Source organism: Mesorhizobium sp. WSM4822, assembly GCF_055811155.1.
The window spans coordinates 183,549-210,415 of sequence record NZ_JBVVQM010000006.1; the positions used below are offsets into that span (position 1 = coordinate 183,549).

General features: G+C 63.5%; 24 protein-coding genes. 11 read left to right on the forward strand and 13 right to left on the reverse strand.

Features of this window, described 5'->3' with window-relative positions:
- Window positions 1-19: 19 nt before the first annotated feature.
- Window positions 20-787, forward strand: coding sequence for a triose-phosphate isomerase (locus AC0L3E_RS16065; protein ID WP_127269794.1), 768 nt, complete (start codon window positions 20-22; stop codon window positions 785-787).
- A gap of 33 nt (window positions 788-820) precedes the next feature.
- Window positions 821-1,258 (forward strand): D-erythrulose-4-phosphate isomerase, encoded by a 438-nt coding sequence (derI, locus tag AC0L3E_RS16070; protein WP_013533067.1) that lies wholly within the window; start codon window positions 821-823, stop codon window positions 1,256-1,258.
- Window positions 1,259-1,283: 25 nt separating this feature from the next.
- On the opposite strand, the gene dhaL is transcribed toward derI, so the two are convergent.
- From dhaL to oiaX, 4 genes are all read right to left on the reverse strand, one after another.
- Window positions 1,284-1,925 carry a dihydroxyacetone kinase subunit DhaL gene (dhaL, locus tag AC0L3E_RS16075; protein WP_127269792.1) on the reverse strand — a complete coding sequence of 214 codons (642 nt, stop codon included), beginning with the start codon at window positions 1,923-1,925 and terminating at the stop codon, window positions 1,284-1,286.
- Between the two features lie 27 nt (window positions 1,926-1,952).
- Window positions 1,953-2,960, reverse strand: a complete 1,008-nt coding sequence (locus AC0L3E_RS16080) for a dihydroxyacetone kinase subunit DhaK (RefSeq protein WP_127269790.1) — start codon at window positions 2,958-2,960, stop codon at window positions 1,953-1,955.
- A gap of 130 nt (window positions 2,961-3,090) precedes the next feature.
- Window positions 3,091-4,425 carry a four-carbon acid sugar kinase family protein gene (locus tag AC0L3E_RS16085; protein WP_473605152.1) on the reverse strand — a complete coding sequence of 445 codons (1,335 nt, stop codon included), beginning with the start codon at window positions 4,423-4,425 and terminating at the stop codon, window positions 3,091-3,093.
- 4 nt (window positions 4,426-4,429) lie between these two features.
- Window positions 4,430-5,680 (reverse strand): 3-oxo-isoapionate-4-phosphate decarboxylase OiaX, encoded by a 1,251-nt coding sequence (oiaX, locus tag AC0L3E_RS16090; protein WP_473605153.1) that lies wholly within the window; start codon window positions 5,678-5,680, stop codon window positions 4,430-4,432.
- Between the two features lie 174 nt (window positions 5,681-5,854).
- Between oiaX and AC0L3E_RS16095 the strand changes: the two genes are divergently transcribed.
- Window positions 5,855-6,568: a transcriptional regulator NanR gene (locus tag AC0L3E_RS16095; protein ID WP_127318194.1), complete on the forward strand. Its 714-nt coding sequence runs from the start codon at window positions 5,855-5,857 to the stop codon at window positions 6,566-6,568.
- A gap of 10 nt (window positions 6,569-6,578) precedes the next feature.
- On the opposite strand, the gene apnL is transcribed toward AC0L3E_RS16095, so the two are convergent.
- The 8 genes from apnL to AC0L3E_RS16135 all read right to left on the reverse strand — a co-directional run bounded on the left by apnL (window position 6,579) and on the right by AC0L3E_RS16135 (window position 15,863).
- On the reverse strand, window positions 6,579-8,417 hold the full coding sequence (gene apnL / locus AC0L3E_RS16100; protein ID WP_473605154.1) for a D-apionate lactonase: 1,839 nt from the start codon (window positions 8,415-8,417) through the stop codon (window positions 6,579-6,581).
- Complete coding sequence (locus tag AC0L3E_RS16105) at window positions 8,414-9,448, reverse strand: Gfo/Idh/MocA family protein (RefSeq protein WP_473605155.1); 1,035 nt, start codon at window positions 9,446-9,448, stop codon at window positions 8,414-8,416. Before AC0L3E_RS16105 ends, apnL begins: the two co-directional genes overlap by 4 nt.
- 2 nt (window positions 9,449-9,450) lie before the next feature.
- Window positions 9,451-10,515 carry an ABC transporter permease gene (locus AC0L3E_RS16110; protein WP_127326976.1) on the reverse strand — a complete coding sequence of 355 codons (1,065 nt, stop codon included), beginning with the start codon at window positions 10,513-10,515 and terminating at the stop codon, window positions 9,451-9,453.
- Window positions 10,508-12,064, reverse strand: a complete 1,557-nt coding sequence (locus AC0L3E_RS16115; RefSeq protein ID WP_128308739.1) for a sugar ABC transporter ATP-binding protein — start codon at window positions 12,062-12,064, stop codon at window positions 10,508-10,510. The genes AC0L3E_RS16110 and AC0L3E_RS16115 overlap by 8 nt, the downstream gene beginning before the upstream one ends.
- On the reverse strand, window positions 12,061-12,705 hold the full coding sequence (locus AC0L3E_RS16120; protein WP_127398397.1) for a DUF2291 family protein: 645 nt from the start codon (window positions 12,703-12,705) through the stop codon (window positions 12,061-12,063). The genes AC0L3E_RS16115 and AC0L3E_RS16120 overlap by 4 nt, the downstream gene beginning before the upstream one ends.
- 95 nt (window positions 12,706-12,800) lie before the next feature.
- Window positions 12,801-13,742 carry a D-ribose ABC transporter substrate-binding protein gene (locus AC0L3E_RS16125; protein WP_128308740.1) on the reverse strand — a complete coding sequence of 314 codons (942 nt, stop codon included), beginning with the start codon at window positions 13,740-13,742 and terminating at the stop codon, window positions 12,801-12,803.
- 328 nt (window positions 13,743-14,070) lie between these two features.
- Window positions 14,071-14,898 (reverse strand): phosphogluconate dehydrogenase C-terminal domain-containing protein, encoded by an 828-nt coding sequence (locus tag AC0L3E_RS16130; protein WP_127269048.1) that lies wholly within the window; start codon window positions 14,896-14,898, stop codon window positions 14,071-14,073.
- Window positions 14,899-15,188: 290 nt separating this feature from the next.
- Window positions 15,189-15,863 (reverse strand): GntR family transcriptional regulator, encoded by a 675-nt coding sequence (locus AC0L3E_RS16135; RefSeq protein WP_013533053.1) that lies wholly within the window; start codon window positions 15,861-15,863, stop codon window positions 15,189-15,191.
- A gap of 219 nt (window positions 15,864-16,082) precedes the next feature.
- Here AC0L3E_RS16135 and AC0L3E_RS16140 point away from each other — a divergent pair, with 219 nt between their 5' ends.
- The 7 genes from AC0L3E_RS16140 to AC0L3E_RS16170 all read left to right on the forward strand — a co-directional run bounded on the left by AC0L3E_RS16140 (window position 16,083) and on the right by AC0L3E_RS16170 (window position 24,570).
- Complete coding sequence (locus tag AC0L3E_RS16140) at window positions 16,083-17,210, forward strand: sugar ABC transporter substrate-binding protein (RefSeq protein ID WP_127273122.1); 1,128 nt, start codon at window positions 16,083-16,085, stop codon at window positions 17,208-17,210.
- Between the two features lie 83 nt (window positions 17,211-17,293).
- Entirely contained in the window at window positions 17,294-18,826 is a 1,533-nt protein-coding gene (locus AC0L3E_RS16145; RefSeq protein WP_128308742.1) for a sugar ABC transporter ATP-binding protein, read from the forward strand.
- On the forward strand, window positions 18,823-20,907 hold the full coding sequence (locus tag AC0L3E_RS16150) for an ABC transporter permease subunit (RefSeq protein ID WP_473605157.1): 2,085 nt from the start codon (window positions 18,823-18,825) through the stop codon (window positions 20,905-20,907). Before AC0L3E_RS16145 ends, AC0L3E_RS16150 begins: the two co-directional genes overlap by 4 nt.
- Before the next feature lie 13 nt (window positions 20,908-20,920).
- Window positions 20,921-21,727: an SDR family oxidoreductase gene (locus tag AC0L3E_RS16155; RefSeq protein WP_473605158.1), complete on the forward strand. Its 807-nt coding sequence runs from the start codon at window positions 20,921-20,923 to the stop codon at window positions 21,725-21,727.
- A gap of 10 nt (window positions 21,728-21,737) precedes the next feature.
- Window positions 21,738-22,685: a 3-hydroxyacyl-CoA dehydrogenase gene (locus AC0L3E_RS16160; protein ID WP_473605160.1), complete on the forward strand. Its 948-nt coding sequence runs from the start codon at window positions 21,738-21,740 to the stop codon at window positions 22,683-22,685.
- On the forward strand, window positions 22,682-23,644 hold the full coding sequence (gene kce, locus AC0L3E_RS16165) for a 3,5-dioxohexanoate:acetyl-CoA acetone transferase (RefSeq protein WP_128308998.1): 963 nt from the start codon (window positions 22,682-22,684) through the stop codon (window positions 23,642-23,644). Before AC0L3E_RS16160 ends, kce begins: the two co-directional genes overlap by 4 nt.
- A gap of 47 nt (window positions 23,645-23,691) precedes the next feature.
- Complete coding sequence (locus AC0L3E_RS16170; RefSeq protein WP_128308999.1) at window positions 23,692-24,570, forward strand: SMP-30/gluconolactonase/LRE family protein; 879 nt, start codon at window positions 23,692-23,694, stop codon at window positions 24,568-24,570.
- A gap of 120 nt (window positions 24,571-24,690) precedes the next feature.
- On the opposite strand, the gene AC0L3E_RS16175 is transcribed toward AC0L3E_RS16170, so the two are convergent.
- The gene (locus AC0L3E_RS16175; protein ID WP_128309000.1) at window positions 24,691-25,452 is read right to left on the reverse strand and encodes a GntR family transcriptional regulator; all 762 of its coding nucleotides are present in this window, start codon (window positions 25,450-25,452) and stop codon (window positions 24,691-24,693) included.
- A 149-nt stretch (window positions 25,453-25,601) separates the two neighbouring features.
- Here AC0L3E_RS16175 and AC0L3E_RS16180 point away from each other — a divergent pair, with 149 nt between their 5' ends.
- The gene (locus tag AC0L3E_RS16180; protein ID WP_128309001.1) at window positions 25,602-26,849 is read left to right on the forward strand and encodes an enolase C-terminal domain-like protein; all 1,248 of its coding nucleotides are present in this window, start codon (window positions 25,602-25,604) and stop codon (window positions 26,847-26,849) included.
- Window positions 26,850-26,867 lie beyond the last annotated feature (18 nt).

Sequence of the window (26,867 nt, forward strand, 5' to 3'; positions counted from 1 at the left end):
GTATCGAAGGAGAAGAAGAATGGCCCCATATTGGGTCGGCACGAGCTGGAAGATGAACAAGACGCTGTCGGAGGCGTTGCAGTTCGCCGATGCGCTGGCGGCCTTTGTGCCCGATTTCGATCTGGCAATACAGCCCTTCGTCATTCCGCCGTTCACCGCAGCGCGCCAGGTCAAGGCCGCGCTGGCCAACACCCGCGTCAAGATCGGTGCCCAGAACATGCATTGGGCCGATGCTGGCGCCTGGACGGGGGAGATCTCGCCGGTGATGTTGAAAGATTGCGGGCTGGATGTGATCGAACTCGGCCATAGCGAGCGCCGCGAGCATTTCGGCGAGGCCGATGCGACTGTGGGACTAAAAACGGCGGCCGCTGTCAGGCACGGTTTCGTGCCGCTGATCTGCGTCGGCGAGACGCTGGCTGAGCGTGAATCAGGCCGCGCCGAGGCGGTGCTGACGGCACAGGTTCTCGGCGCGCTGCAAGAGCTGAGCGGCGATCAACTGAAGGCGGAAATCCTCTTTGCCTACGAGCCCGTCTGGGCAATCGGCGAGAAGGGCATTCCCGCAAGCGCCGACTATGCCGACAGGCAGCAACAGCTGATCAAGAAGGTTGCCGCCGACCGGCTGCCGATTGCTCCACCTGTGCTTTATGGTGGCAGCGTCAATCCAGGCAACGCGGCCGAACTCATCGGCCAGCCGCATATCGATGGCCTGTTCATCGGCCGCTCGGCGTGGCAAGCGGAAGGCTATATCGACATTCTGAAAAAGGCGTCGGCCGCCATCGCGCGCTGACTGCCAAAAGACCTAGCAAAGGAGCTCATCATCATGAAGATCGCACTCGGAGCCGACAGCGCCGGCAAGCCGCTGCTCGACGTCATCGCCAAGCATCTCGCCACCAAGCCGGAACTGCAGGTCGTCGACCTAAGCCAGGCCGGATTCTACGCCGATATCGCCGCCTCGGTCGGCCACGAAATTCTCGACGGCAATTACGACCGGGCCATCCTGTTTTGCGGCACCGGCATCGGCGTCAGCATCTCCGCCAACAAGGTCCCGGGCATTCGCGCCGCATTGACCCACGACACCTATTCCGCCGAGCGCGCCGCCAAGTCCAACAACGCCCAGATCATCACCATGGGCGCCCGCGTCATCGGTCCCGAACTAGCGAAATCGATCGCCGACGCATGGTTGGCCTCGGAGTTCGATCCGAATGGCCCCTCCGCCACAAACGTGCAGGCCATCGACAAGCTCGACGCCAAGCGCTGAAAGACGCGGGGAACCCGTTACTGAGTTAACTGGTCAAGGCGACCCGCATCGCCTCGATCACGGTAACGGCGGACGCTGCGCCCGGGTCCATGTGGCCAAGCGAGCGTTCGCCGAGGCGCGATGCCCGGCCTTTCGTGGCGACCATCGACTTAGTCGCCTCCGCGCCTGCGTTTGCCGCTTGTGCAGCAGCTTCGAGACTGCCCGCCAGATCCTTGCCGGAGGTCAGCGCTTCGCCCGCTGCCTGCGCAGCCGGCGCCCATGCATCGATCATCGTCTTTTCGCCAGGCTCGGCCTTGCCGCGATCCTGAATGCCCTTGGCCATAGCCTGGAACAGGGCGACCACGTCCGAATCGTCGAGCGTCGTCTTGCCCTTGACGGCTGCCGCGCCCCGCATGAACGCGGTCGCATAGAGCGGCCCGGAGGAGGCGCCGACGGCATTCAGGAACGATTTGGCAGCGGTGTTCAGCAAGGTGGTCGGGTCGGTTGCCTCTGCATCCAGTGCGGCGACGGCATCGCGTGCAGCGGAAAATCCAAGCTCCATCGCGATGCCGTGGTCGGCGTCGCCGATAACCCCGTCAAGCGCGCACAGTCGGTCCCGGTCGGCGGACATGGCGGTTGCGATCGCCGCGAACATCGCGACAAGGTGGGCGGTGTCGATTGTCGTCATGTCTTAGTCCTTGCCACAGAAGTGGGTTTAGCCGGCGCGAAACATGGCGCAGTCGCAGGGGTGATCCAGCATCGTCTGCAACTCGCCGTCGAGTTGGTGCAGCGTGATCGATGCACCAGCCATTTCGAGCGAGGTGCAGTAATTGCCGACCCAGCTTGCGTGTATGGACACACCGATCTCATCGAGCCTCTGCTTCACGCGCCGGTTCATGATGTAGAGTTCCATCAGCGGCGTTGAGCCCAGCGAATTGACGAGCACCGCGACCTTGTCGCCGCGCGTAGGCGCCATCTCGTCGAGGATCCTGTCCAGCATCTCGTCGGTGATCTCGTCGGCTGTTTTCAACTTTTCGCGCGCGATGCCCGGCTCGCCATGGATGCCCATCCCGATCTCCATCTCGTCCGGCCCGATCTCGAAATTCGGCCGGCGGGTCTGCGGCAGCGAACAGGGCGACAGCGCCACGCCCATGGTGAAGGTGTGGTCGTTGGCCTTGCCGGCGATGCGCTCGCATTCGTCGAAGGACAGCATCCGGTCGCAGGCGGCACCGGCCGCCTTGAAGATGAAGAAATTGCCGGCGACGCCGCGCCTCTTGTGCCGTTGGTCGCGCGGTGCCGAGGCGACGTCGTCGGTGCTCAGCACCGTGCGCACCTCGATGTCGTCCATGGCGGCCATCTCGGCCGCCATGTCGAAATTCATCACGTCGCCGGCATAGTTGCCGTACATGAACAGCACGCCGGCGCCGCCGCTGACTGCCTTTGCGCATTCGAGGATCGGGTCCGGCGGTGGCGAGGCGAAGACATTGCCGATGGCCGCCGCATCGGCCAATCCCTTGCCGACGAAGCCAAGAAAGCTCGGCTCGTGGCCCGAGCCGCCGCCAATGACGAGGCCCACCTTGCCCTGGCGCGGTCCGTCGCAGGCGATGATGGAGCGTGGGCTACCCTCCACGCTTTTGAGATGGCGGGGATGGGCTGCCAGGATGCCTTCCAGCATCTCGTCGACGGCGCGGTTGCCGGCATTGATGATCTTCTTGGTCTGCACCCGGCATCCTCCCGATTTCGGCATTTTCGCAGATAATACCGGGTGTTACCGGGATTTCCACCCGGCAAGGAGCATTTCGTGCGCAGAGGTGTTCCCGCAGGCTATCACCTGGACGTAGGCGTTAGTTGTTTCAACCGCCGAGGCCGTCGCGGATGGCTGAGAAATAGCGATCGGTTCCGACCTGGCCGCCCTTGAGCGCGACCTCCAAGCCGTCGATCGCCTTGACGCGCGCGTGAGCAACGCAGAGCGGCGAACCCGGCGAAGCGGGCAGCGGCATGCGGATTGTCAGGGCATCGACACCCATCTCGCCCAGCGCGTGGCTCGACGTATCGCCGCCGGCAATGACCACGCGCCGCAGGCTCTGTTCGATCGTCAGGCTGCGAAGGATTTCTCCGAGTCCGCGGCCAAGCCTGTGGCGGGCGCCTTCCTGCCGGTCGATTTCGGCGCCCCTGTCGGCAGTGGGACCAAGCGCGGTGTAGAGGATGACGCTGCGCCCGGCTTGCAGACTGGCACGGCCGCTTGCCGTTGCGCGCGTGATCGACTGCTGCGAAGCCTCCGAAACCAGTTCGACCGGGTCGACCTCGATGCCGTCGAAACCGTCGGTCAGGGCATGCCGGATCTGCCGTTCCGTGGTCGGCGAGCAACTGCCCGACACGACGGCTATCCGCTCGGCTGCGCCCGGTGGCGTGAAGCCATGTCCGGCGCCGACAATGCCATTCGACGCCCATTCGGCCAGCAACGCATACTCGACTCCGGATGAGCCGACGACAAAGGAACCGCCTGGCTTGCGAACGCGCCAGATCTCCTTGCCGGCCAGAGCCTGCGTTTCCAGATTGTCGACATCGACAAGCACGATGGGGGTGCCGTTTCCGGTCAGCCGATCGAACGCCGCCGACCGCGATGCCGACTGCAGCGTCGCAAGGTCGACCAGCCCCGAGCTCAGCGCCGTCTGCCGCGACAGATGGATCAGCAAATCCGACTCATCCATCGGCGTCGTCGGGTGGCGGCTCATCACCGGGTGGCGGTCGATGCGGAAATATTGGTCGCGATAGGCGGCGAACAGGTGCCCGAAGGCGGTGTAGCGCTTGAGCTGCGGCGCGCCGACCAGCAGCGGCACGCTGGCTTGCGCGAACACCGAGCGGCCGATCTCGGTGGCCCGGCCGATGCTGCCGATCGTCGGGCTGGAATCGAAGGTCGAGCAGACCTTGTAGTGACAAATCTCGGCATTCAGTGTCTTCAGCCAGGCAAAGGCATCGCGCAGATATGTGTCCATCCATCGCGGTGTCTCGCTGCGGCTGGTGCCGGCGAGGCCGATCGCCCGGCAATGGGCAAATCGTGAAAGCAAGGCATCGTCCGGCTGGCGCATGAACAGCACGGTCGGCACACCACCGAGCTCGAGCGCCTCCATCACATCGGTCGAGCCGGTCAGGTCGTCGCCGTAATAGCTGAGAAGCAGGTCCTGCATCGTCTCAGGCTGCCTTGCCGTCGCCGAATTTTTCGATCGACCGCGCCAGTTCGGGATGGTTCAGGGCGAAGTCCGCCAGCGGAATGCCGTCGACCGCCGCTTGCCAGGCTTGCTGCACGGCACGCACACCGGCGCCCGGCCCGTCCGGATGGCTGACGATGCCGCCGCCGCAGAGATAGAGAAGATCGACGGTCCGTCCGGTCCGCGCATATGTCTCAGGAGCCTGGCCGCCCCACTGGCCAGAGCCCGCCACCGGCAAGGCGCAGTCCTCGGGTGAAAAGATCGGTGTCGTCACCGCCTTGAACGATTCGACGAAAGAGTCGTCCGGCTCCCAGTATTTCGAGGCGATGCCGTTGATCTGGAACTGGTCGACGCCGAGCAGTCGCCAGAATTGCTGCCAGACCTTGAAGTCCATGCCTAGCCCGGGGTGCCGGGTGAGGATGTCCCAGCCGTTGCGGTGAGCATGCAGCACCAGACTGGAGCGCTTCCTCAGGAACGCCATGCCACCGAAGCCGATCGAATTGATGTTGATAACAGCGCAATTGCCGCCAGCCTTCGCCACCATATCGTGGTTGCGCATCATCTCATCGGGGTCGGCATGCGAGATGCCGAAGGCATACATCACCTTCTTGCCGGTCTTCTGCTCGTGGTCGAGGATCAGCGGCACGATCGCCTTCACTCGTTCCGACAGGGGCGAATAGGCCGGGCTCATCAGCTTCTCGTCGTCCTTGATGAAGTCGACACCGGCGGCGATCAGTTCCGCCACCATTGCCGCCGTCTCATGTGGCCGCAAGCCCAGCGCCGGCTTGACGATGGTGCCGATGATCGGACGATCCATCACATTGGTCAGCCGACGGCTGCCGGCGACACCGAACTGGGGGCCGGGATGCGCGCCGCGATACTCCTCCGGCAATTTCATGTCGACGATGCGAATCCCGGTGAGGCCCTTGATCGAATAGGTGCCGCCGATGGCAATGGTCATCAGTGCCGAAAGGTCGGTGCCGATGGCATCGAATGGAAAGGCGATATCGACATCGGCGCGCCTGAACGGCCCGTTGCCGCTGTCGGGAAGCGACGGCCGCTCGGCATCGGCCAGAGGCCGTATCGCCAGCACGCGCGCCGCCACCCGGGCTTTCAGTTCCTCGGTCTCGCCGGGCAGCGCGACGAAGGTGCCGGTCGACTGATCGCTGGCGATCTTGGCCGCCAGGACTTCGATGCTTCCAGGCGTTTCGATGCGGTAGGTGAGCGTGATCATGGTCCGCTGTCTCAAGCCGAGGCGTTCGAAAAAGGTTCACCGGTGTTTCAAATCTGGTATAATGAGTACATAAGTATTGCAAGTCATATCCGGCAGCGGGATCGACAGACGGCAATTCCGGGAATTGTGGCGGCAGTGTTAGATAAGGCCGGGTCAAGGGAGTGATTCGCGACGATGAACCGTTCGGAACCGATTGTCCGGCGCAAGCTTTCCGATGAGGTCTTCTTGCGGCTGAAACGCCTGATCACCAGCGGCGAGCTGATGCCGGGCGACGACATGCCGTCGGAGCGCGAACTGATGGAGCGCTTCGAGGTCGGCAGGCCGGCGATTCGCGAGGCGATGCAGGCGCTGAGCAATATGGGCCTGGTGGCGATCTCGCATGGCGAACGCGCCAAGGTGCTGCAACTCACCGCCAAGTCGATCATCAAGCAGGTCGACGGCGCCGCCAAGATCATCCTGTCGTCGTCGAAGGACACGCTTGAGCACCTGAAGACCGCGCGCATCTTCTTCGAGCGCGGCATGGTCAGGGAAGCCGCCGAAAAGGCCACCGCCGAGGATGTGCAGCGGCTCAGGGCCACCGTTGCCGAACAGCGCGGCTTTCGCGGCGATTCCGAAGCCTTCATCTCCGCTGACATGAAGTTCCATACACAGATCGCCGCCATCTCCGGCAATCCGATCTATATTGCCGTCAGCGAGGCGATGCTGGGCTGGCTGAAGGAATACCACACCGAAATGCTGATCTGGACCGGCAAGGAAAAGTTCACGCTGACCGAGCACGAAGAGATCATCGGCCGCATCGAGAAAAAGGATGCCGACGGCGCCGAGAAGGCGATGATCAAGCATCTCGAACGCTCGCGCGCGCTCTATGTGATGAATTCTGAAAAATAATCTCGGCGGTTCAGCCGATCCGAAGGATCGCGTAAGGCGTCATTGCGACCTGGCCTCGGCCAAAAGCTGAAATGTCGACCTGCACGTCTTCCGCCGTCAGGTTCGCCAGCCACGCGATTGTCTTGCCCGAGGCGGAGCGCCCGGCCAGCGCCAGCACCTTGGTTTCATCGCTCGTCCTTGCCGACACATGCGCAAGGCCGGCCAGCTCGCAAAGCCCCTTGATGGGCTGGAAGATTGGCCGGTGTGATCCTTCCGCGACAGGTTCCCCTGATGAAGCGAGCACGCCGAAAGGTCCAGTGAAGCTGGAAAGTGTCAACATCTCCAGTCCGACCGGTGCGACACGCGCGGCATAGCCAATCGTCCATGCAGCAGCGAACTGACCGGTGTGGCGAGGATCGCTGTCGGCCATGGCAACGCGCTGTCCCCCGGGATTGGGCTTGGTCGCGCTGCCATAGGGGTTCTGGCGCATGGCAATCGTCGACGGGCCGATCCGATAGGGCTTTGCCCCGAAGATCGCCCGCGCCGATCGGGTGATGAAAGGCAGCGCCTCCAGCGATTGCATGATGCTGAGATCGTCGGCGGCATGCACGATCGGGCAAGTACAATGGGTGATGAAATCGAGCTGGTCCGCCGGCACGCGCTTGCGGTTGAGTTCGGTGAAGTAGCTGAACATGCCGCCGCCGAGGCGGATATCCGGAAAGGCGCGCCGCGCGGCCGCGTAAACATCCTCGAGCGGCGGACAGTCCGGCCACGCGCTGCCCGGCGGTGTCGACTGCCGGTCGACCGAAGGCGACAGGGCAATGGCCGAGAGTTTTAGCCCGGCCTGGCGCACCAGGTCGGCGACACCTGACATCTCGGCGTCAAGATCGCCGGCGCACACAACGACGCATTCGAGGGTCGTTGCGGCAGCGTGGGCATTTGCGAGCCGGGCGAAAGCGCGCAAGGCGTCGAGCCCGTGGCCGCGCGTCGGATCGTAGTGAAACAGCAGCTGTTGTGGGCCGAGTGTCGTCAGCGTGGAGAGGTTCGCCAGTGCCGTCTCGACATCTTCGGGATAGATGACCACGCCGACATCCGGCAGCGTTGGCCCGGCTTCGCCGAGTTCGACGCGGACCGGTTCGCTGGCCACGGCGGCAGCCGGCGCTTTGCCTTCACCTGCGATGCGCAGGCTGATCGTCTGGCGCAGGGTTTGGCCGGCAGGCAGCACATAGGGCCAGGGCAGCGCCAGCGGTCGCACATAGGTCTTGTAGGAGGCGTCCGACCAGTTGCGCTGGTCCTCCATTTCGAAAGTATCGCCTTCCATCCGGCATTCGGCGGTGACGCCAGGCCGAACCTGATGGGTGATGGCGCGGATATCCTTGAAAGGCTGCCAGGGGTCTATCAGTTCGGGAAGCTTTGTCGCCTCCACGCTGCCGTCCGTATGCTCGACCTTGACCGGGCTGCCGGCGAGGTCGGCGATCGGGTGAAGGATGCAGAAGCCGCAGCGGTTGGTTTCGAAATCGCTCTCGGGAAGGGCGCTGACCTCGAAGACCAGACGGCCATCGGCGGAGCCTTTGATGGTGGCGCGGAAGCCGAGCCGGGTTCCATCGGAGGCCAGGCAGCTTGCCGAATAGCTGACCGAAAAAGCGTCGGCAGCCTGGTCGATGATCAGGTCCGTCAAATTTGGCTCATAGGTGCCCCAGTCGCGGTCACGCACGATATAGGCGACGGCGCGCAGCACTTCGGTGCCGCCATGGCTGATGGTGCGTAGATTGCCGTTGACGAAGTCGGCGCTAAGCGCGCCCGCGCGCAGCCTGACCGGCTCGGCTTCGACCGTACGTGTGCCGTAGAGCAGGAAGGCGTCGTCGGTCATTTCAGCAAGGCGTCGAGTTGCACCGTTTGCCGGCTCGCGGCACCGGCGTAAGCCGCCTCGACCAGCGCGAACGTCTCGAGATTGTCCGCTCCCGAGGTCGCCGGTTCGATCCCCTTTGCCAGGCAGTCTACCCAGTGCTGCTGGATGGCGACAACGCTTTCCTGGATGTTGTGCCAGGGACGCGACGCCCATGGCAGCAGCGGCGGCGAGGCGTCGGTAACGACCGTGCCGTTCCTGCCGGTGACGGTGAGCCGGTATTCCTGCGCCAGCCGGATCGTTCCGTCGCTGCCGTCGATCTCGATCAGCGTCTCGGGAAACGGCTCGGTCGCAAGCTTCGTCGCGTAGCTGCAGTCGACCACGGAGGTCGCGCCGCTCTTGTGGTCCATCAGCATGGTCGCCACATCCTCGCCCGCGATACTAGGATTGATGCGGGCGGTTCGCGTCGTGATGGTCGAGACGTCGCCGAGCAGGAAACGGGCGATGTCGAGGACATGGATGCCGAGGTCCTCGATGATGAAACGCTTTCCCGTCGCCAGATAGGGTTGGCCGGAAAACACGTCATAGGCGGAGCGGAAGGAGATGCGCCCGAAGAAAGACGTGCCGATCTCGCCGCTGTCGAGCACGGCGCGCACCGCCTGGATCGGCGACTGCCAGCGAAAATTCTCATGCACCATCAGCGGCACGCCTGCTTGTGCGCATGCCCGGACCATGGCCTTGGCGTCGGCCAGCGTCGGCGCGAATGGCTTTTGGCAGATCACCGGAACGCGATGAGCGGCCGCCATTTCGACAAGCGGACGATGGCTGGGCGCGGTGGTGGCGATATCGACGAAGTCGAGGTTTTCGCCGGCAAAAAGTTCCGCCGCATCGGTATAGCGCTTCGCAATGCCGAATTGGTCGCCGACGATCTTGAGCCGTTCCGGGTCACGGTCGCAGATGGCGACGATCGAGGCGCCCGCAATGCCGCGCCAGGCGTGCATCTGGTTGACGGCAAAGAAGCCGCAGCCGATCAGCGCTCCACGCAACTCCGCCATGCTCAACCCGCCTTCGCCATCTGCATCAAGGTGACGCGCTGTTGAAGCCGGCGTTGTGCCTGGTCGACGACAACGGCGACGATGATGACGAGACCCTTGATCACCATCTGCCAAAACGAACTCACGCCCATCATCACCAACCCGTCCGAAAGAATGCCGATGACGAAGGCGCCGACGATGGTGCCGCCGATCGTGCCGCGCCCGCCCGACATCGAGGTACCGCCAAGCACCGCCGCCGCAATGGCGTTGAGCTCGAAACTTTCGCCTGTCGCCGGATGCGAAGCCATCAGCTCGGACGAGATGATCAGGCCGACGATCGCCGCGCAGAAACCGGAGAACATATAGACGAACATCTTCACCATGTTGACACGGACGCCCGAAATCCGCGACGCCCGTTCATTGCCGCCGACCGCGAAGATGTGGCGGCCGAGTGGCGTGTATTTGGCGAGATAGGCGGCTCCCAGCGCAACGACGATCAGGATCCAGATCGCCACCGGCAGGCCGAGCAGCCGGCCGGCGCCGAGGAAACCGAAGCCGGTGGTTCCCAGTTCCGGCTTGCCGACGAGGTTGGGGAAGGTGCGGCCGTCCGACGACAGCAGCGCCAGCCCGCGCGCGACATAGAGCACGCCGAGCGTGGCGATGAACGGTGCAACGTTCAGCCTGGTGATCAGCAATCCGTTGACGGCGCCGATCAATATGCCGACGGCCAGTGTGATCAGCGCGATCTCGAAGACGTTGAAATAGATGGTGTAGCCGATCTGCAGGTCGATGCCGTTGAGCACGAGATAGCCGGCCACCATACCGCACAGGCCGACGATCGAGCCGACCGAAAGGTCGATGCCGCCAGTGATGATGACGAAGGTCATGCCCATCGCCAGGAATGCGTTCAGCGCCACGTGCTTCGACATCAGGATCAGATTGGCGGTCGATAGGAAATTCGGCGCCGCGATCGAGAAGAAGATCAGCACGGCGATCAGCGCGATGAACGTCCGAAGCTTCATCACGGTCAGCAGCACCGAGCCGCCGGAAGTGGAGGGAGCGGCCGCTTTGGCTGGGATGTCAGTCATGGGCGGTGCTCTCCGTGCGTGGGGTCGGTCCGTGGCCAAGCGCGGATGCAGCCACGAGTGCCGCCTCCGTCGCTTCGGCGCGATCGAACATGCCGGTCAGTTTTCCGTTGCTCATCACCGCGATGCGGTCGGACAGCGCCATCACCTCGTCGAGGTCGGAGGTGGCGAACAAAATCCCCAAACCGTCGCGGGACAGTTTGCGCATGGTGCGGAAGACGTCTGCCTTGGCGCCGACATCGATGCCTCGGCTGGGCTCGTCCATCAGCAGCACCTTGGGTTCGGTGAGCAGCGCCTTGCCGATCACCACTTTCTGCTGGTTGCCGCCCGACAGCGACGACACCTCCTGCGCAGGGTCGGCGACCTTGATCGCCAGCTCCCGCACCATCTGCGTCACCGCCTGCCTTTCGTCGGCGCCACGGATATGGAACAGGCGGGCAAATCGCAACAGGCTGGCCAGCGTCAAATTGCTGGCGACCGAGAGGATCGAGACCAGCCCTTCGCGCTGACGGTCTTCGGGGATCAATGCCAGGCCACGCCGGATGCGCCGCGTCGTATCGCGCTCCTTGACCTTTATACCGCCAATGAAGATCTCGCCCGTCGAATGGCCGTGACGGCCCATGATGCAGTCGAACAGCTCGCTGCGCCCGGCGCCCATCAGGCCGTAAATGCCGAGGATCTCGCCGGCACGCAGCGACAACGAGACATGGTCGACGGCAAGTCCGCCGGTGGCGCGCGGCAGGCAGATCTCCTCGGCACGAAAAATCTCTTCTCCCGGAAGATGGCCGTCGGCCTTGGCGAAGTCCTTGGCGTCGGAGCCGATCATCTGGCGAACGATCCACTGCGTGTCGACGTTCTTCATCTCTTCCTGGCCGGTGATGCGGCCGTCACGCAGCACGGTGATGTAGTCGCCGATGCGGATCAGCTCTTCGAGCCGGTGCGAGATATAAACGATCGCCACGCCGCGTGCCTTGAGGTCGGCGATCACCTTGAACAGGATCTCGACTTCCGCAGCGCTCAGCGCCGAGGTCGGCTCGTCCATGATCAGGATGCGCGCGTCGAGCGAGACCGCCTTGGCGATCTCGACCAGCTGCTGCTGACCGATGCGCAGATCCTCAACCAGCATGTCTGGCCGTATGCCGGCTTGCAGGCGTTCCAGAAATTCCGCAGCGCGGTTTTCCTGTTGCTCGCGGTCGATCTTGCCGAAGCGGTTGGTGATCTCCCGGGTGGCGAAAATATTCTCGGCGACGCTCATATTGCCGAACAGGTTCAGCTCCTGGAACACCATGCCGATGCCGCGGTTCACCGCGTCCGCGGACGAGGAGAAGGAAACCTCTTCACCTTCCAGCAGGATGCGGCCGGCGGTCGGCCGTTCGACACCGGCGATGATCTTCATCAGCGTCGACTTGCCGGCGCCGTTTTCACCGACCAGCACGTTGACCGCGCCCTTGCGCACCTCGAAATTGGCGCGCTTGACCGCAACGGTGCCGGAATAGACCTTGGAGACGTCCTCGAGCTTCAGGATGATTTCGCGCTCAGCTGTCGCGCTCATGGCTTCGGCCCGATCTCTGCCTCCGCCGGCGTCACCAGCGGCAGGTCCTGGCCGCTCCCCAGCGTATAGGCGCCGAGCACCTTGGCGCTGCGGCCTTGCAGCGCATCGCGTGGCAGCTTGGAGAGCACCGTCTTGTCGGCATAAGCGTTGAACGCCTTGCCGAACTGGGCGAAGTCGATCTGGTTGGTGAAGTCGTTGAACTGGATGAAGTCCAGGCTGTCGCGCAGCGCGGTACCGCGCACCGCCGGTCCGATCTGCACTCGTGCATCGGCTTTGCCGTCGCCGTCGACATCGACGTCGACGGTTGCTGCCCGCGACTGCGTGTTGGCCGCGACGATCTTGCCTTCCAGGCGAACCGCGAAAGTCCAAGGCGAATTCGCCTGCTTGTTCGGATTGCCGTATTTGGCGCCGGCAGCCGATGGATCGGTTGTCGCCAGGGTGTGAACCTGCGCAAACGGTCCGGCTTTCTGCTGGAGATAGGGCACGACCTTTGCCGCCCATGTCTCTTCGACCATCTTGTCTGGATTGAAGGCGGGAGCGTTGTCTCCGGCTTCCGATTTCGTAGGCAGGATCTTGCAGGCGGTCAGGCTGATGCCGACCATCACGGTAAGGGTCGGCCAGTTCGGCTTGGTGTTCAGCATGGCGGCCTGTCGTTCAGCATCGTGGGCGGCCCACGGAAAATGGCGGCGAGGGGCGAAAACCGATGTTCGCCCCTCGCTATTGAAATCACGCTGGCTCAGTTCGTCAGCGCGAAGGTCTCCAGCTTGGCGGCATTGTCGCCATTGATCAGAACGCAGTCCATCAACTGCTTTTCTTTGGCCGGCGACTTCTTGTTCTTGATGAAGTCGTTGGCCTGCTCGACCGCCATCTGCGCCTGCGCGAAGGCCGGCTGCAGGACGGTCGCCTTGATGCCGCCCGACACGATGGAGTCGCGAACATCGTTCGATCCGTCGAAACCGACGACGATGACATCCTTGCGGTTCGCCGCGGCAAGTGCCGCATAGGCGCCCATCGCCATCGTATCGTTGCCGGAGATCACGCCCTTGATGTCGGGGTTGGCCTGCAGGATCGATTCCATCTTGGAATAGGCTTCCGTCTGGCTCCAGTTGGCCGACTGCTGGGCGACCATCTTCAGGTCCGGATAGTCGTCGATGACGTCGTGATAACCCTTGGAACGAATGCCGGCATTGGTGTCGGATTCCTTGCCGACCAGCTCGACGAAATTGCCCTTCTCGCCCATCAGCTTGACGAATTCCTGCGCGCCGAGCTGGGCGCCCTGGTAGTTGTTGGAGACGATCTGCGCCACGGCGACGCCGGTGGCGTTGATCTCGCGGTCGATCAGGAAGGACGGAATGCCTGCGTCCTTGGCCTTCTGCACGGCGGCGACGGTGGCGTCGGCGCCTGCATTGTCGAGGATGATCGCCTTGGCGCCACGGCCGATCGCGGTGTCGATCAGCTCGGACTGCTTGTTGGCGTCGTCGTCATGGACCAGCACCAGCGCCTCATAGCCGAGTTCCTTGGCCTTGGCTTCCGCGCCGACGGCTTCCGCCTTGAAGAACGGATTGTCGTGTGAGGGCGTGATAATGGCGATGAGATCCGCCGCATAGGCGGGCACTGCCGTGCCAAGCGCCAGCATACCGGCGAAAGCCGCAAGCGTCATTCTGCGTGTGAGTTTCATGAAGTCCTCCCGTTTGAAAAATTGCCTTGATCGGCCAATGGCTTTGTCTGCATCCGAATTCGTCAGGCAGCGCGGGCCGCGGATCGCTTGGGTCGAAAACCGTTGCCGGCTTACCCAAGACGGATCGTTGCTCCCCAGCCCTCCTCCACTCGCCCAGGCATCGTGCTCCCTGCGAAACCTTGTCGATCCGAGCCATGAACAGCTAAGCCAACTGGTATGATGAGTCAACCACAAATTCAGGTGACATGTACCTGATGAGCTACCAAAATCGAGGATCGGCAATGGCATGCCGGGCCCTTGAGGTGCTGCGTCAAGCACCTGTCTTCTCTCAGGTGATCCGCTGAATGCTGGCGGCGATCTCTTCCGGTTCGAACACGCGCTTCCAGTCGTCACGCATCAGCACCGGCTTGCCGAATTCGATCGCCTTGTTGCAGGCGTCCGAGAAAACGCCCTTGGTCTCGCCGAAAATGACGGCGCCGAGCACGTTCATATGGCCGAGCAGGAAGTCGAGTGCCGCCTGCTGGTCGACGCCGCGCGCCACGACCTCGTCGACGGCTTCTTTCATGACCACCAGCAACGAGGCGCACACCGTCTCCGAAAGGCCAGGCTCGAGCAGCGCCATCTGTTCGACGCTGACGCGGTGCGAACGCATCACCGGCGCCCATATGATCTTCGCGATCGCCTCGCCCTTGGCGTAGTCCTCTTCCGGGCCCTGCATCAGGGCGCTGACCATGTGCTGCTTGGCCTTCACGCCGCCGAAATAGTCCTTCTTGGCTGCCATGTCGGTCTCGTCATTGAAGATCGGCGGATGGCAGGGGTGAGTGACGAAATAGGTGAGGTCAGGCCGCTTCGGCAGATGGCCGGCGAAAGGTGCCGCCGCGTCGAGCACCACCACCATCGTGCCTGGCGCCAGCTTGCTCTCGATGCTGGCCGCTACCTTGCCGATATGCGTGTCGGGGACGGCCAGGATCACCACATCGGCGTCCTTGAGCGCCTCGTCGGCACTGACCGTATCGAAACCCAGTCCGGTCTTCAGCCGTTCGCGGCCGGCATCGCTGACCTCGACATGGCGTATCGTGTAGGGCGACCCGCGAAAATTGGTCGACAGGCGGTAGCCCATTTTCCCGCCAGCCCCGAACAGCGCAATCGTTGTCATCTGGTCACCACTCCTGTTCTTCGCCGACGGCATCGCGCGTCGTCAACTGATCAACTGGTATAATCACGCTACCAGATTTTGGCAATCCGATAATGACCATGCGATGCGTTCGCCGCGTCATCGGCTGCCGCCGGTAAGCTCCAGTACGAGAACCATGGATGGCGCGCTCGGGTTATGATCTCTGGATCACCAGAAGAAGCCCGCGCTTGCCCGCTGAGTGCGCATGAGCGCTGCTCTGCCATCCCCAGAAATAGGAGGCATGTGATAGGGGTCGGAGGTCGGGCCGGGCGCTACTTCAAAAGATCGACCAGCATGTCGAAAGCCGCATCGATATCGCCGCGAACCGCCGCCTGAACTGCCTGCTCGTCACGGTCGCGCAGGGCCGCAAACATCTGTTGATGGTATGTGTTCGCGGTCGAGTAGGACCCATGCAGCATATTGAAATAGGGGCTGATCTGCAGCCATAGATCCTTGATGATCTTGAGCAGGGTTTCGGATCCCGCTGCTCGGTAGATTGCGAAGTGAAAGGTATAATTCGCCCTGAGATAGGCCTTTACGTCGTCCGCGCCATTCGCGCGTTCCAGTGAGTCCAGATCGCGCGCGAAAATCGCAAGATCCGCATCACTCCGGTTCTGTGAGGCCCAGCCGGCGGCGATGGCCTCTATCTCAAAACGTACATTGCGCAAATCGGTGAGCCGCTCGCGGCTGAGTGCCGGAATACCAATGGAGCGTCCGGATACCACGGTGAGCGCGTTGGCTGCCGTCAGGCGCCGCAGCGCTTCCCTGACCGGCATCGGGCTGACGCCAAAGGCGTCGGCGAGGCTCTGAACCGTGACCATCTCGCCCGGTACGATGCTGCCGTCGAGGATCAGTTCGGTGACCTGATTGTAGACCCGGTCCTGCAGAGTTTCCTTGGACAGTGGAATGATCTCGACACCAGGCTTCCTGAACGCCGATCCAGCCATCTCCGGTCAACCTTCCCGCCCAAGGGCGACACTATTGCTTGTGTCGGAATGCAAGGTTCGTGGTGCCACGTCAAGCGGCCGACATAGCCCATTTCGATATAAACGATTTCATCATTGATATTTGATCAAATCATGTTACGGTCGCTGGCATCGAATGGCAAGGGTTACGTTTTGTGCCCTTGGGAGGCATTCGGTCGTTCTGTTTGGGAGGAGTTTCACATGGGTATCGGATCGAAAGTCCGGCGGCTCGCGCTGCTGGCTGGGATGGCTGCATGCGCCTTCGGCCTGTCCGCCGCGCAGGCAGCCGAGAAGCACAAGATCTTTCTCAGCATGAGCTACATCGGCAATGATTGGCAGGCGGAGGCGGCCAACATGGTCAAGGCCATGGCCGCCCACAAGAGCCTGGCCGACAAGGTCGACCTGCAGGTCCAGGTCGCTGGCCCCAACGCGCAACGCCAGATTCAGCAGATCAACGCAATGGTGCAAAGCGGCGCCGAGGCCATCGTCGTATATCCGATCTCGCCGACCGCGCTCAACCAGGTCGTCAAGAATGCCTGCGACAAGGGCGTGAAGGTCTTTGCCTACGACGCCGAGATCACCGAGCCTTGCGCCTACAACGTCCACATCGACCAGCTGGAAGCCGGCAGGGTGACCGCCGAATGGCTGGTCAAGAAGCTCAACGGCAAGGGCAACATCATCGCCATCACGGGTGTCCCGGGAACATCCGTTGACGATCAGCGGACAAAAGCCGCCAAGGAAGTCTTCGCCAAATATCCTGATATCAAGATCGTCGGCGAGGCTGTCGGCATGTGGAGCCAGGCGGTCGCCCGCACCGAGCTTTCGAAAATCCTGGCCACCCGCAATTGGGACGACATCAACGGGCTGTGGATGCAGGTCGGCTGCTTCACCGCCAACTCGATGCAGCTCGAGGCCGGCAAGAAGACCAGCGAACTCCTGCCTTGTGCCGGTGAGGGCTCCAATGGCGGCCGCATCCAGATGCTGCCGGAGGGCACCGAAGTCGAAGGTGCGGCCGCGCCCTACGCGCCGGCCGGCGCACAACGCATTTCCTATGCCTCGCCGCCTTATTCGGGTGCGCTGGCGCTGAAGCTTGCCGTCGAGGCGATCGAAGGCAAGGACGTGCCGAAGACCACCATCCTGCCGCTGCCGGTCGTCACCAATGAGACGATCAAGCTGTGCGACGAAGGCACATGGGCGGAGATGAAGGCCGGCTGCAACGCCTTCAAGCCGTCGCTGGTCTCCAATCCGGGCTGGTTTGCCTCGATCTTCTCGGACCAGACACCCGAGGTCGGCCTCGCGGCTGCCCTCGTCGGACAACCGGAAGAATAAGCCTCCCAAGGCGATCTTGACGATGCGCGGACATTTTCTGTCCGTGCATCGTCGGTCCATGCCAAGCTTGGCGATCGAGGACAATGACAGAACATTCCGAGCTCCCCGCCATCGAGATCGACGGCATCAGCAAGGCGTTCGGCCCGACCGTCGCGCTGGACGGCGTGACGTTTGCGATCGCGCCCGGCAGCGTCCATGCCCTGCTCGGTGAAAACGGAGCCGGCAAGTCGACACTTGTGAAGCTGCTGTCCGGACTGGTCCGGCCGACCCAAGGCCATGTCCGTGTCTTCGGCAAGGAGATCGCTTACGGCGCCCCGCGCGCAGCCCATGCGCTCGGCATGCAGACAGCATTCCAGGAGATGACACTGGTGCGCGACCTCTCCGTCCTCGACAACATGATGCTGCCTTACGCCCCCGTGGGCGTCTCCGGCCTGATCCGCCGCGGTGCTGCCCGCAAGGCCGTCCGTCGCCATATCGAAAATCTCGGTTTTTCCGTCGATCTCGATGCCGAGGTGGGTGAACTTGAGCTTTCGGTGCGCCAGAAGATCGAAATCGCCCGTGCCGTCTACCGTAAGCCGCGCATCCTTTTGCTCGACGAACCGACCTCGACGCTCGCGGGTCGCGACGTCGACTGGCTAGGCGCGATCATCGCCAGGCTGAAGACGGCGGGTACCACCATCGTCTTCATCACCCATCGCATGCGCGAAGTCCGCGCCTTTTGCGACACGCTGACGATCTTGAGAAACGGCCGCCACATCGTCACCGCGCCGGTTGCGGACGTCTCGGATGGCGACGTCATCGAAAAGATCATCGGCCGCAGCATCGAGCAGACCTTCCCGCCCAAGCCGGACAGCGCCCAGGCTTTCGGGCCGCCGGTTCTGGGCGTGCGCGACCTCAAGGTCGGGCGCAAGCTCGACGGCGCCGGCTTCGATCTGCGCAAGGGCGAGATCCTCGGCGTCGCCGGGTTGCAGGGCATGGGCCAGCAGGACCTGTTCCTGGCCTGCTTTGGCATGGCCGAGATCGAGCGCGGCCACATCCTCGTCGACGGCCGCAAGGTCTGGCTCGGTTCGCCGGCCGATGCCTTGCGCCCCAACATGGCCATCGGCCTGGTGCCGGAAGACCGCAAATCCGAAGGCCTGTTCCTGAAACTGTCGGGCAGCCAGAACGCCACGCTGCCGGTGATATCGCGCTTCACACGGCTAGGCCTTGTCGACGCGCAGGCTGAGACCCGCTCCGTCGAGGCGGCATTCGCCACTGTCGAGGTCGACCGTCGGGCGCTGTGGACGCGGGCCGGTGCGTTTTCCGGCGGCAACCAGCAGAAGATCGCCATCGCCAAATGGCTGGTGGCGCAGAGCCGCATCCTGCTGTTGTTCGATCCCACCCGAGGCATCGACGTCGGCACCAAGCACGAGCTTTATGTGATGATGCGAAACTATGTGGCTTCGGGCGGTTCGATCCTGCTGCACTCGACGGAGATCCCCGAACTCGTTCACCAATGCGACAGGGTCCTGGTCCTCTATGACGGGCGCATCGCCGCCGAACTCGAAGGCGACGCCATCACCGAACCGGCCATCATGCGCCCGGCGCTTGGCCATGCCGGGGAAGCCGCCGCATGAGCAGCGCAGCATCCTCATCCCCTGTTCCCGGCCGCTTCGGACTGCGCCGTGCGCTGGTGCGCAATCGCGGCGCGCTGATCGCCGCGGCCGTCCTGGCGATCCTGCTCTTCGTCGTCGACTGGATCAGCGCCGGGCCGCTGACCTATTTCGACGTGTCGTTCCTGTCGAGCGGCGGCGCCACCTCGGCGCTCGCGGCGATCGGTCAGACCATCGTCATCCTGTCGGGCGGCTTCGACCTGTCCGCCGGGGCGGTGATATCGCTGGTCAATGCCGTGCTGGCATCGAGCATGGACCCGATGGCGCCAGGCGCCAGCATCATCCTGTGGACCGCCGTCGGCATCGGCGTCGGCATGGCGGTGGGCGCCTTCAACGGCTTCTTCATCGCCGTGCTGCGCATGCAGCCCATCGTGGTGACGCTGTCCACCATGTTCATCCTGCAAGGCGTGACGCTGCTGGTGATGGACAAGCCCGGCGGCTTCGTGTCGCCCGATCTTGGCACGTTTTATCTCGGCGACGCGATCACCGGCTGGCTGCCGATGCCGCTGGTGGTGATCGGCGTCGTCCTGCTCGCCTGGTTCTGGCTGAAGGGAACCCGCTTCGGCACAGCACTTTATGCGGTCGGCAGCGATCCGGACTCGGCCGTTTCCGTCGGCATCAATGTCGTGCTGGTGCGCTTTGCCGTCTATGTCATCGCCGGCGGCTGCTATGGCCTTGCCGGCGTGTTCATCAGCGCCCAGACCGGCAGCGGCGATCCGCTGGTCGGCAATCCGCTGCTCTTGTCGATGTTCGCGGCGGTCGTCGTCGGCGGCACGCGCCTCGGTGGCGGGCAGGGCGGCCCGGTGGGCTCTGTCTTTGGCGCCTTTATCCTGATGATCGTGGTGAACATCCTGCTGGTGCTCAACGTATCGGCCTACTATTCGACCATTGCCGAGGGCACCATTCTGGTGCTGGCGGCACTTGCCGGCTCGATCTCGCATGCATCGGTGCTTGCCGTGCAATTGCGCGCCGCGCGCGCCCGGCTTGCCGCCTGGCGCGCCGGCATATTGCCCTCGCAACTCGAGCGCGTGGACCGGCGTCTTAAGATCGCCGAGCCAGCCCATGCCCAGCGCAGTCCGGCATCGCCGCGCCCTGCCTTCCATCTGCGCAATGCGGAAACGCTGCGCTATGCGCTGCCGGCCTATGTCTGCCTGCTGCTCATCGTGGTCGTCACCCAGATCTGGCTCGGCCGCGCCATCCTCAATCCGGGGTACTGGAATTCGCTGCTGGTGCTGTCGTCCTTCCTAGCCGTCCTGGCGCTCGGGCAGGGAACCGTCATTCTGACCGGGGGCCTCGACCTCTCCGTGCCATGGACGATCGGCATCTCCGGCATCATCCTGGCAGGCATGGTCAACGGCTCCGACGCCGCCCTTGTCTACGCCTTGCCGGTCGTCCTGGTGATGGCCTGCGCCATTGGCTTCGCCAATGGTTTCGGCATCGTCTATCTCGGCATCTCGCCGATCGTCATGACGCTCGCCACCAACGGTATTCTGCAAGGCTGTGCGCTGCTCTATTCGCAGGGAACGCCGGCCGGGTTTTCCTCGCCGATGCTGCGCTGGGTCATGACGGCCAAGCTTGCCGGCCTGCTGACCCCAATCGTCCTGCTGATGGTCGTCTTTGTCGTCGCGGCGGTATTGCTGCTTGGCCGCACCCCGTTCGGACGACGCGTCTACGGCATCGGCAATGGGCTGCGCGCGGCGCGCTTGTCGGGCATCGGCGTCGAGCGCACGCTGATCCTGGTCTATATGCTTTCGGCCGTCTGCGCGGCTGTTGTCGGCATCATGCTGACCGGCTTTTCGGGTCAGGCAAGCCTTGGCATGGGCGACGACTACCTGTTGCCGTCGATCGCCGTGGTGGTGGTCGGCGGCGCGCTGATCACCGGCGGACGCGGCCACTATCTCGGCATGCTCGGCGGCGTGTTGTTGCTGACCGCACTGCAGATGCTGCTCGCCGGCACCACGCTTCCCTATGCCACGAGGGCAATTCTTTACGGACTGGTCGTTCTGGGCGCCGTCATGGCGTTGCGCGAACGGCGGCTGCAATGAAAAGGACAGGACCATGAGCACAAGGGCGCCGGAATCGGCGGACGAATTTCTGACCGGGCTGAAAGGCCAGCGCGTGCTGGTCACGGCGGGCGCCGGCGGCATCGGTTTTGCCATAGCCGACACGCTGTCGCGCCTCGGCGCCCGTATCGTCGTCTGCGACGTTTCCGACGAGGCGCTGGCCGCCGCTCCCGGCAAGATCGACCTCGTCGCGGCGGTCAAGGCCGATGTCTCGCGCGACGAGGACGTCGACCGGCTGTTCGAGGCGGTCGAGAAAAAACTCGGCGGGCTCGATGCGTTGATCAACAATGCCGGCATTGCCGGGCCGACCGGCGGTGTCGACGAGATCGACCCTACCGATTGGCGGCGCTGTATCGACATCTGCCTGACCGGCCAGTTTCTGTGCGCCCGTCGCGCCGTGCCGCTGATCAAGGCGGCGGGCGGCGGCTCGATCGTCTCGATGTCGTCGGCTGCCGGCCGGCATGGCTATGCTTTCCGCACGCCCTATTCGGCGGCCAAGTTCGGCGTCATCGGTTTTACGCAGAGCCTCGCCAAGGAGCTCGGGCCGCACGCCATCAGGGTCAACGCCATCCTGCCCGGCATCATCGAGGGACCCCGCATCGAAGGTGTCATCTCGGCGCGCGCCAAGCAGGTCGGCATCAGCCACGAAGAGATGACGGATCGTTATCTCCAAAACATCTCGCTGCGCCGCATGACCAGCCCCTATGATGTGGCGTCGATGGTCGCCTTCCTGCTCTCCGATGCGGGGATCAACATTTCCGGCCAGTCGCTCGGCGTCGACGGCAACGTCGAAACACTTTGAGGAATAAGCCATGGCCAATGTCGTGATCGTCGGAAGCGGGTTTATCGGGCGGGCCTGGGCGATCAGCTTTGCCCGCGCCGGCCATGACGTGCGGATGTGGGACCAGTCGCCCGCTGCGGCCGGCGGCGCCCGCGACTACATTGCCGGCGTGCTCGGCGATCTCGCCCGGAACGACCTGCTGCGGGGACAGGCGGTCGACACCGTGCTCGGCCGGATCACCATTGTCGCCGAGCTGGCAGAGGCGCTGGCTGGTGCGGTCCATATCCAGGAGAACACGCCTGAAAACCTCGAGGTGAAGCGGGAGGTGTTCTCGCTGATGGACAGCCTTGCCGATCCGCAAACAGTCATCGCCAGTTCCACCTCGGCGCTGTTGCCGTCGAAATTCACCGACCATCTGCAAGGGCGGCAGCGCTGCCTGGTCGTGCATCCGATCAACCCGCCCTATCTCATTCCGGCGGCCGAAATCGTGCCGGCGCCATGGACGTCTGCCGAAACGGTCGAGAGAACCCGCGCCTTCCTCATCGACGCCGGTCATGCGCCCTTGGTGATGAAGCGCGAACTCGACGGCTTCATCATGAACCGCCTGCAAGGCGCATTGCTGGAGGAGGCTTTCCGGCTTGTCGCCGACGGCTACGCCAGTGTCGAGGATGTCGACATCGGCATCCGCGACGGGCTGGCGCTGCGCTGGTCGTTCATGGGTCCATTCGAGACCATCGATCTCAATGCGCCTGGCGGCGTGCGCGACTATGTCGAGCGTTATCAGGGCATCTATTCCAACATCTTTCCCCAGACGCAGCGACGCGTCGACTGGGCCGGCAAGGTCATCGACACGGTCGAGGCTGATCGCCGCAAGCGACTGCCACAGCAAAGCCTAGGCGACCGGCAGGTGTGGCGTGACCGCCGGCTCATGGCGCTCGCCGCCCACAAGAGAAAATCGGATCAGGAGTTCGGAGAATGACGCAAACCAGCCGCAAGCCGGGGCCTGCGCAGACCAGGGGCAAGGTCATCATCACCTGCGCGGTGACGGGCGCCATCCACACGCCGACGATGTCGCCCTATCTGCCGATCACGCCGGACCAGATCGCCTCGGAGGCGATCGCGGCTGCCGAAGCCGGTGCCGCAATCCTGCATCTGCATGCGCGCGATCCGGAAACCGGCAAGCCCGACCAGACGCCGGAGGCCTTCGCTCGCTTCCTGACGCGCGTCAAGCAAGGCACCAACGCCGCCATCAACATCACCACCGGTGGCAGCCCGTACATGAAGGTCGAGGAGCGCGTGCGCCCGGCCGCCCAGTTCAAACCGGAAGTCGCCTCGCTCAACATGGGCTCGATCAATTTCGGGCTCTATCACCTCGCCGACAAATACGAGACTTTCAAGTTCGACTGGGAAAAGCCGCATCTGGAAGCGACCCGCGACCTCGTCTTTCGCAACTCGTTCAAGGACATCGAGTACATCCTGGCGACCTGCTACGACAACGGCACGCGTTTCGAGTTCGAGTGCTACGACATCGCCCATCTCTACAACCTTTCCCACTTCGCCGACCGCGGGTTGGTGAAGCCGCCTTTCTTCGTGCAGTCGGTGTTCGGACTGCTCGGTGGTATCGGCACCCATCCCGAAGACGTCGCCCACATGAAGCGCACTGCCGACCGGCTGTTCGGCGACCAGTTCCGCTGGTCGGTTCTCGGCGCTGGCGCCAGCCAGCTCCGCATCGCCGCGCAATCGGCAGCGCTTGGCGGCAACATCCGCGTCGGGCTGGAGGACAGTCTGTGGGCTGGCAAAGGCAAGCTTGCCAAATCGAACGCTGAGCAGGTCTTGCTGGCCCGCAAGATCATCGAAGGGCTAGGCATGGAGGTCGCGACGCCCGACGAGGCACGCGAGATCCTGTCATTGAAAGGCGGCGACAAGGTCGCTTTCTGAGGCGGCCCGAGCAATCGCCGCGAGACGCAAAAACGGAGGAGGACGGCATGAAGATCGAAGTCGTGGTGGACGTGAAGACCACACTGGGCGAGGGGCCGCTGTGGGACGTCGAACAGGAACGACTCTACTGGATCGACAGCTTCGACGGGCGCGTGTTTCGGGCGACCGCCGACGGACGCGAGATCCGGTCATGGGACGTGCCGATGAAGATCGGCTCGATGGCGCTGCGTAAGGATGGCAGCGGCGCCGTGGTGTCGCTGCAGCGCGGCTTCCATCTGCTCGATTTCGCCTCCGGCGATGTGACGCTGATCCACGATCCCGAGCCGGACAAGCCGATGAACCGGCTCAACGACGGCAAGGTCGACCGGTACGGCCGCTTCTTCGCCGGCTCCATGGATACGATGGAAGAGGGGCCGTCCGGCGGGCTCTACAGGCTCGATCCGGACTTCTCCGTCACCCGGATCGATTCCGGCATCATCTGTTCCAATGGTCCATGCTGGAGCCCCGACGACCGCACCTTCTATTTCGCCGACACCTGGACCGGCGAGATATGGGCCTACGACTACGACATCGCGACCGGTGCCGCCACCAACAGGCGCACCTTCGTGCGCGTCGACACCAGCCGGGGCGGTGCGGCGGACGGCTCGACCGTCGATGCCGAGGGCTATCTGTGGAATGCGCTGGTCTATGACGGAAGACTGGTGCGCTATGCGCCCGATGGCAGCATCGACCGTGTCATCGACATGCCGGTCAAGAAGATCACCAGCGTCATGTTCGGCGGGCCGAAGCTGGACACCCTTTACGTCACCTCGATGGCCAAGCCGCCGCTGCCGCGTTTTCCCAGCGACGGCGTTTTGCGCGGCAGTCTGTTCGCCATCACGGGCCTTGGCATCACGGGCGTCGCGGAGCCGCGCTTCGGCGGTTGACGCCAGGCAAGCGAAGCGCCCGTAGCATACGCGGATCAGGCCTTGGCACCAGGAATTCCTCATCAAAAATGTGGCAGCACGCCCGCGGCGCTGCTCTTCACCCAATGAGCGGTCAATGGATCATTGGCCAAAGAGGTCCGGGCGGGCCACGTTGAGCCGTTGAACCGTGCGGAGCACTTCGCGCAAATGCGCCGCCATACGCGCGCCTGCCTGCTTTGCCTCGCCGGTCTCCACAGCCTCGAAGATCGCCACATGCTGAGCGAGCAGCGTTTTAAGGTGGCCGGGTTCGGGCAGGCTCAGATAGCGCACACGGTCCATCTGCAGCTTGACCACCTGGATGACCCGCCAGCTCTTGGGCAGGCCGGCCTCTTCGCAAAGGCTGCGATGGAAGCCCTCGTCAAGCTCGAGAAACAGCTCGCGGTCGCCCTCGGCCACTGCCTTGGCCTGTTGGGCAAGGTTCACCCTGCCTGCCGCGATGAAGGCGCTCGAACCGTGTCCGGCCAGCTTCTGCACGACGGAGACTTCGAGCGCCTCGCGAATGAACTGCGCTTCCTCGACGTCACTCAGCCGGATCGGCGCGACGAAGCTGCCGCGTTGCGGCAGTATGTCGATCAGCCCTTCATCGGCAAGCCGGATCAGCGCCTCGCGCACGGGTGTACGGCTGACACCGAGCTGCTGGGCAAGGTCCTGTTCGCTGAGCGCTTCCGACGGCAACATCGCCAGCGTCGTGATGGCGCGGCGCAGGCGCTCGTAGATCTGCGGTGAGATCGGCATGCGATTGTTGACCGGCTCCAGAACCCGCGAGGGTTCGCGCTGACCGGCGTTTTTCAGCCTGGCAGCATTGCCTGAAAACCTAGTCGCCCCCGAAAGCTTGGTCCCCATGACGAATCCGTTGCTGTGAATGGCGCTGCACTGCTCCGGTCATGACACCACGCACGTCCCAACTCAAGCGGCAAGCAGGATTGACGCTGTATTGACATACTACCATGGTAGTGTGTATGACGCCGGTAGGCCAGGGGAGAGGAGCCGGCATGAAGATCACGGACATCAAGGCGACCACCATCACCGTTCCGCTGGAAGCAGCATTGCGGCACAGCAACGGTACGCATTGGGGACGCTTTGTCCGCACCGTGGTCGAGGTCGAGACCGACGAAGGCATTGTTGGGCTCGGCGAGATGGGCGGCGGGGGCGCCGGCGCCGAACTCGCTTTCGCCGGGCTGAAATCCTACCTTGTCGGCCACGATCCCTTCGATCTCAACCGGATGCGCTACGCCATCTGCAATCCGACGGCGTCGCTCTACAACAATCGCACGCAGCTCCACGCAGCGCTGGAATTCGCCTGTCTCGACATTATCGGCAAGAAGCTCGGCGTGCCGGTCTACCAACTGCTTGGCGGGCGTGTGCGCGACCGGATCGGCTTCGCCTCGTATCTGTTCTTTCGCTATGCCGACCGCCGCAGCGGCAAGGGCGAGGTCCGCACCATCGATCAATTGCTCGAACATGCCCACGCGCTCAAGGCCGAGCATGGTTTTCACGCCCACAAGCTCAAGGCCGGCGTGTTTCACCCCGACTACGAGTTGGAATGTTTCAGGGCGCTCGCCGCCGAATTTCCTGCCGACACACTGCGCTACGATCCGAACGCAGCCCTGTCGGTCGAAGAGGCGCTGCGTTTCGGCCAGGCCATCTCCGATCTCCGGAACGACTATTTCGAGGACCCGACCTGGGGCCTTGCCGGCATGCGCCGCTTACGCGAGAAGCTCTCCATCCCGCTGGCCACCAACACCATCGTCATCGATTTCGAACAGCTCGCCACCAATGTGCGCGACCCTGCGGTTGACGTGATCCTGCTCGACACCACCTTCTGGGGCGGCATCCGCGCCTGCGTGCGCGCCGCGCAGATCTGCGACACGTTCGGCCTCGGCATTGCGGTGCATTCCTCTGGCGAACTCGGCATTCAGCTCGCCACCATGCTGCATCTTGGCGCTGTGCTGCCCAACCTCGTCTTCACCGCCGACGCGCATTACCACCACCTTGCCGACGACATCATCGTCGGCGGCAAGATGCGCTACGAGAATGGTGCGATCGCGGTGCCGGAGGCACCGGGCCTCGGTGTCGAGCTCGATCGCGACAAACTCGCAACCTATGCCGAGCTCTATCGCTCGCTGGGCGGCTACGCCTACGACCGCGATCCTGGCCGTCCGGGCTGGTATCCGCTGCTGCCCAACACCAGTTTCGCCGACCATTTGAACGATGCCGTGCCCGATCTCGGGCTGGGCTGACATTTTTCGTTCGAAAGG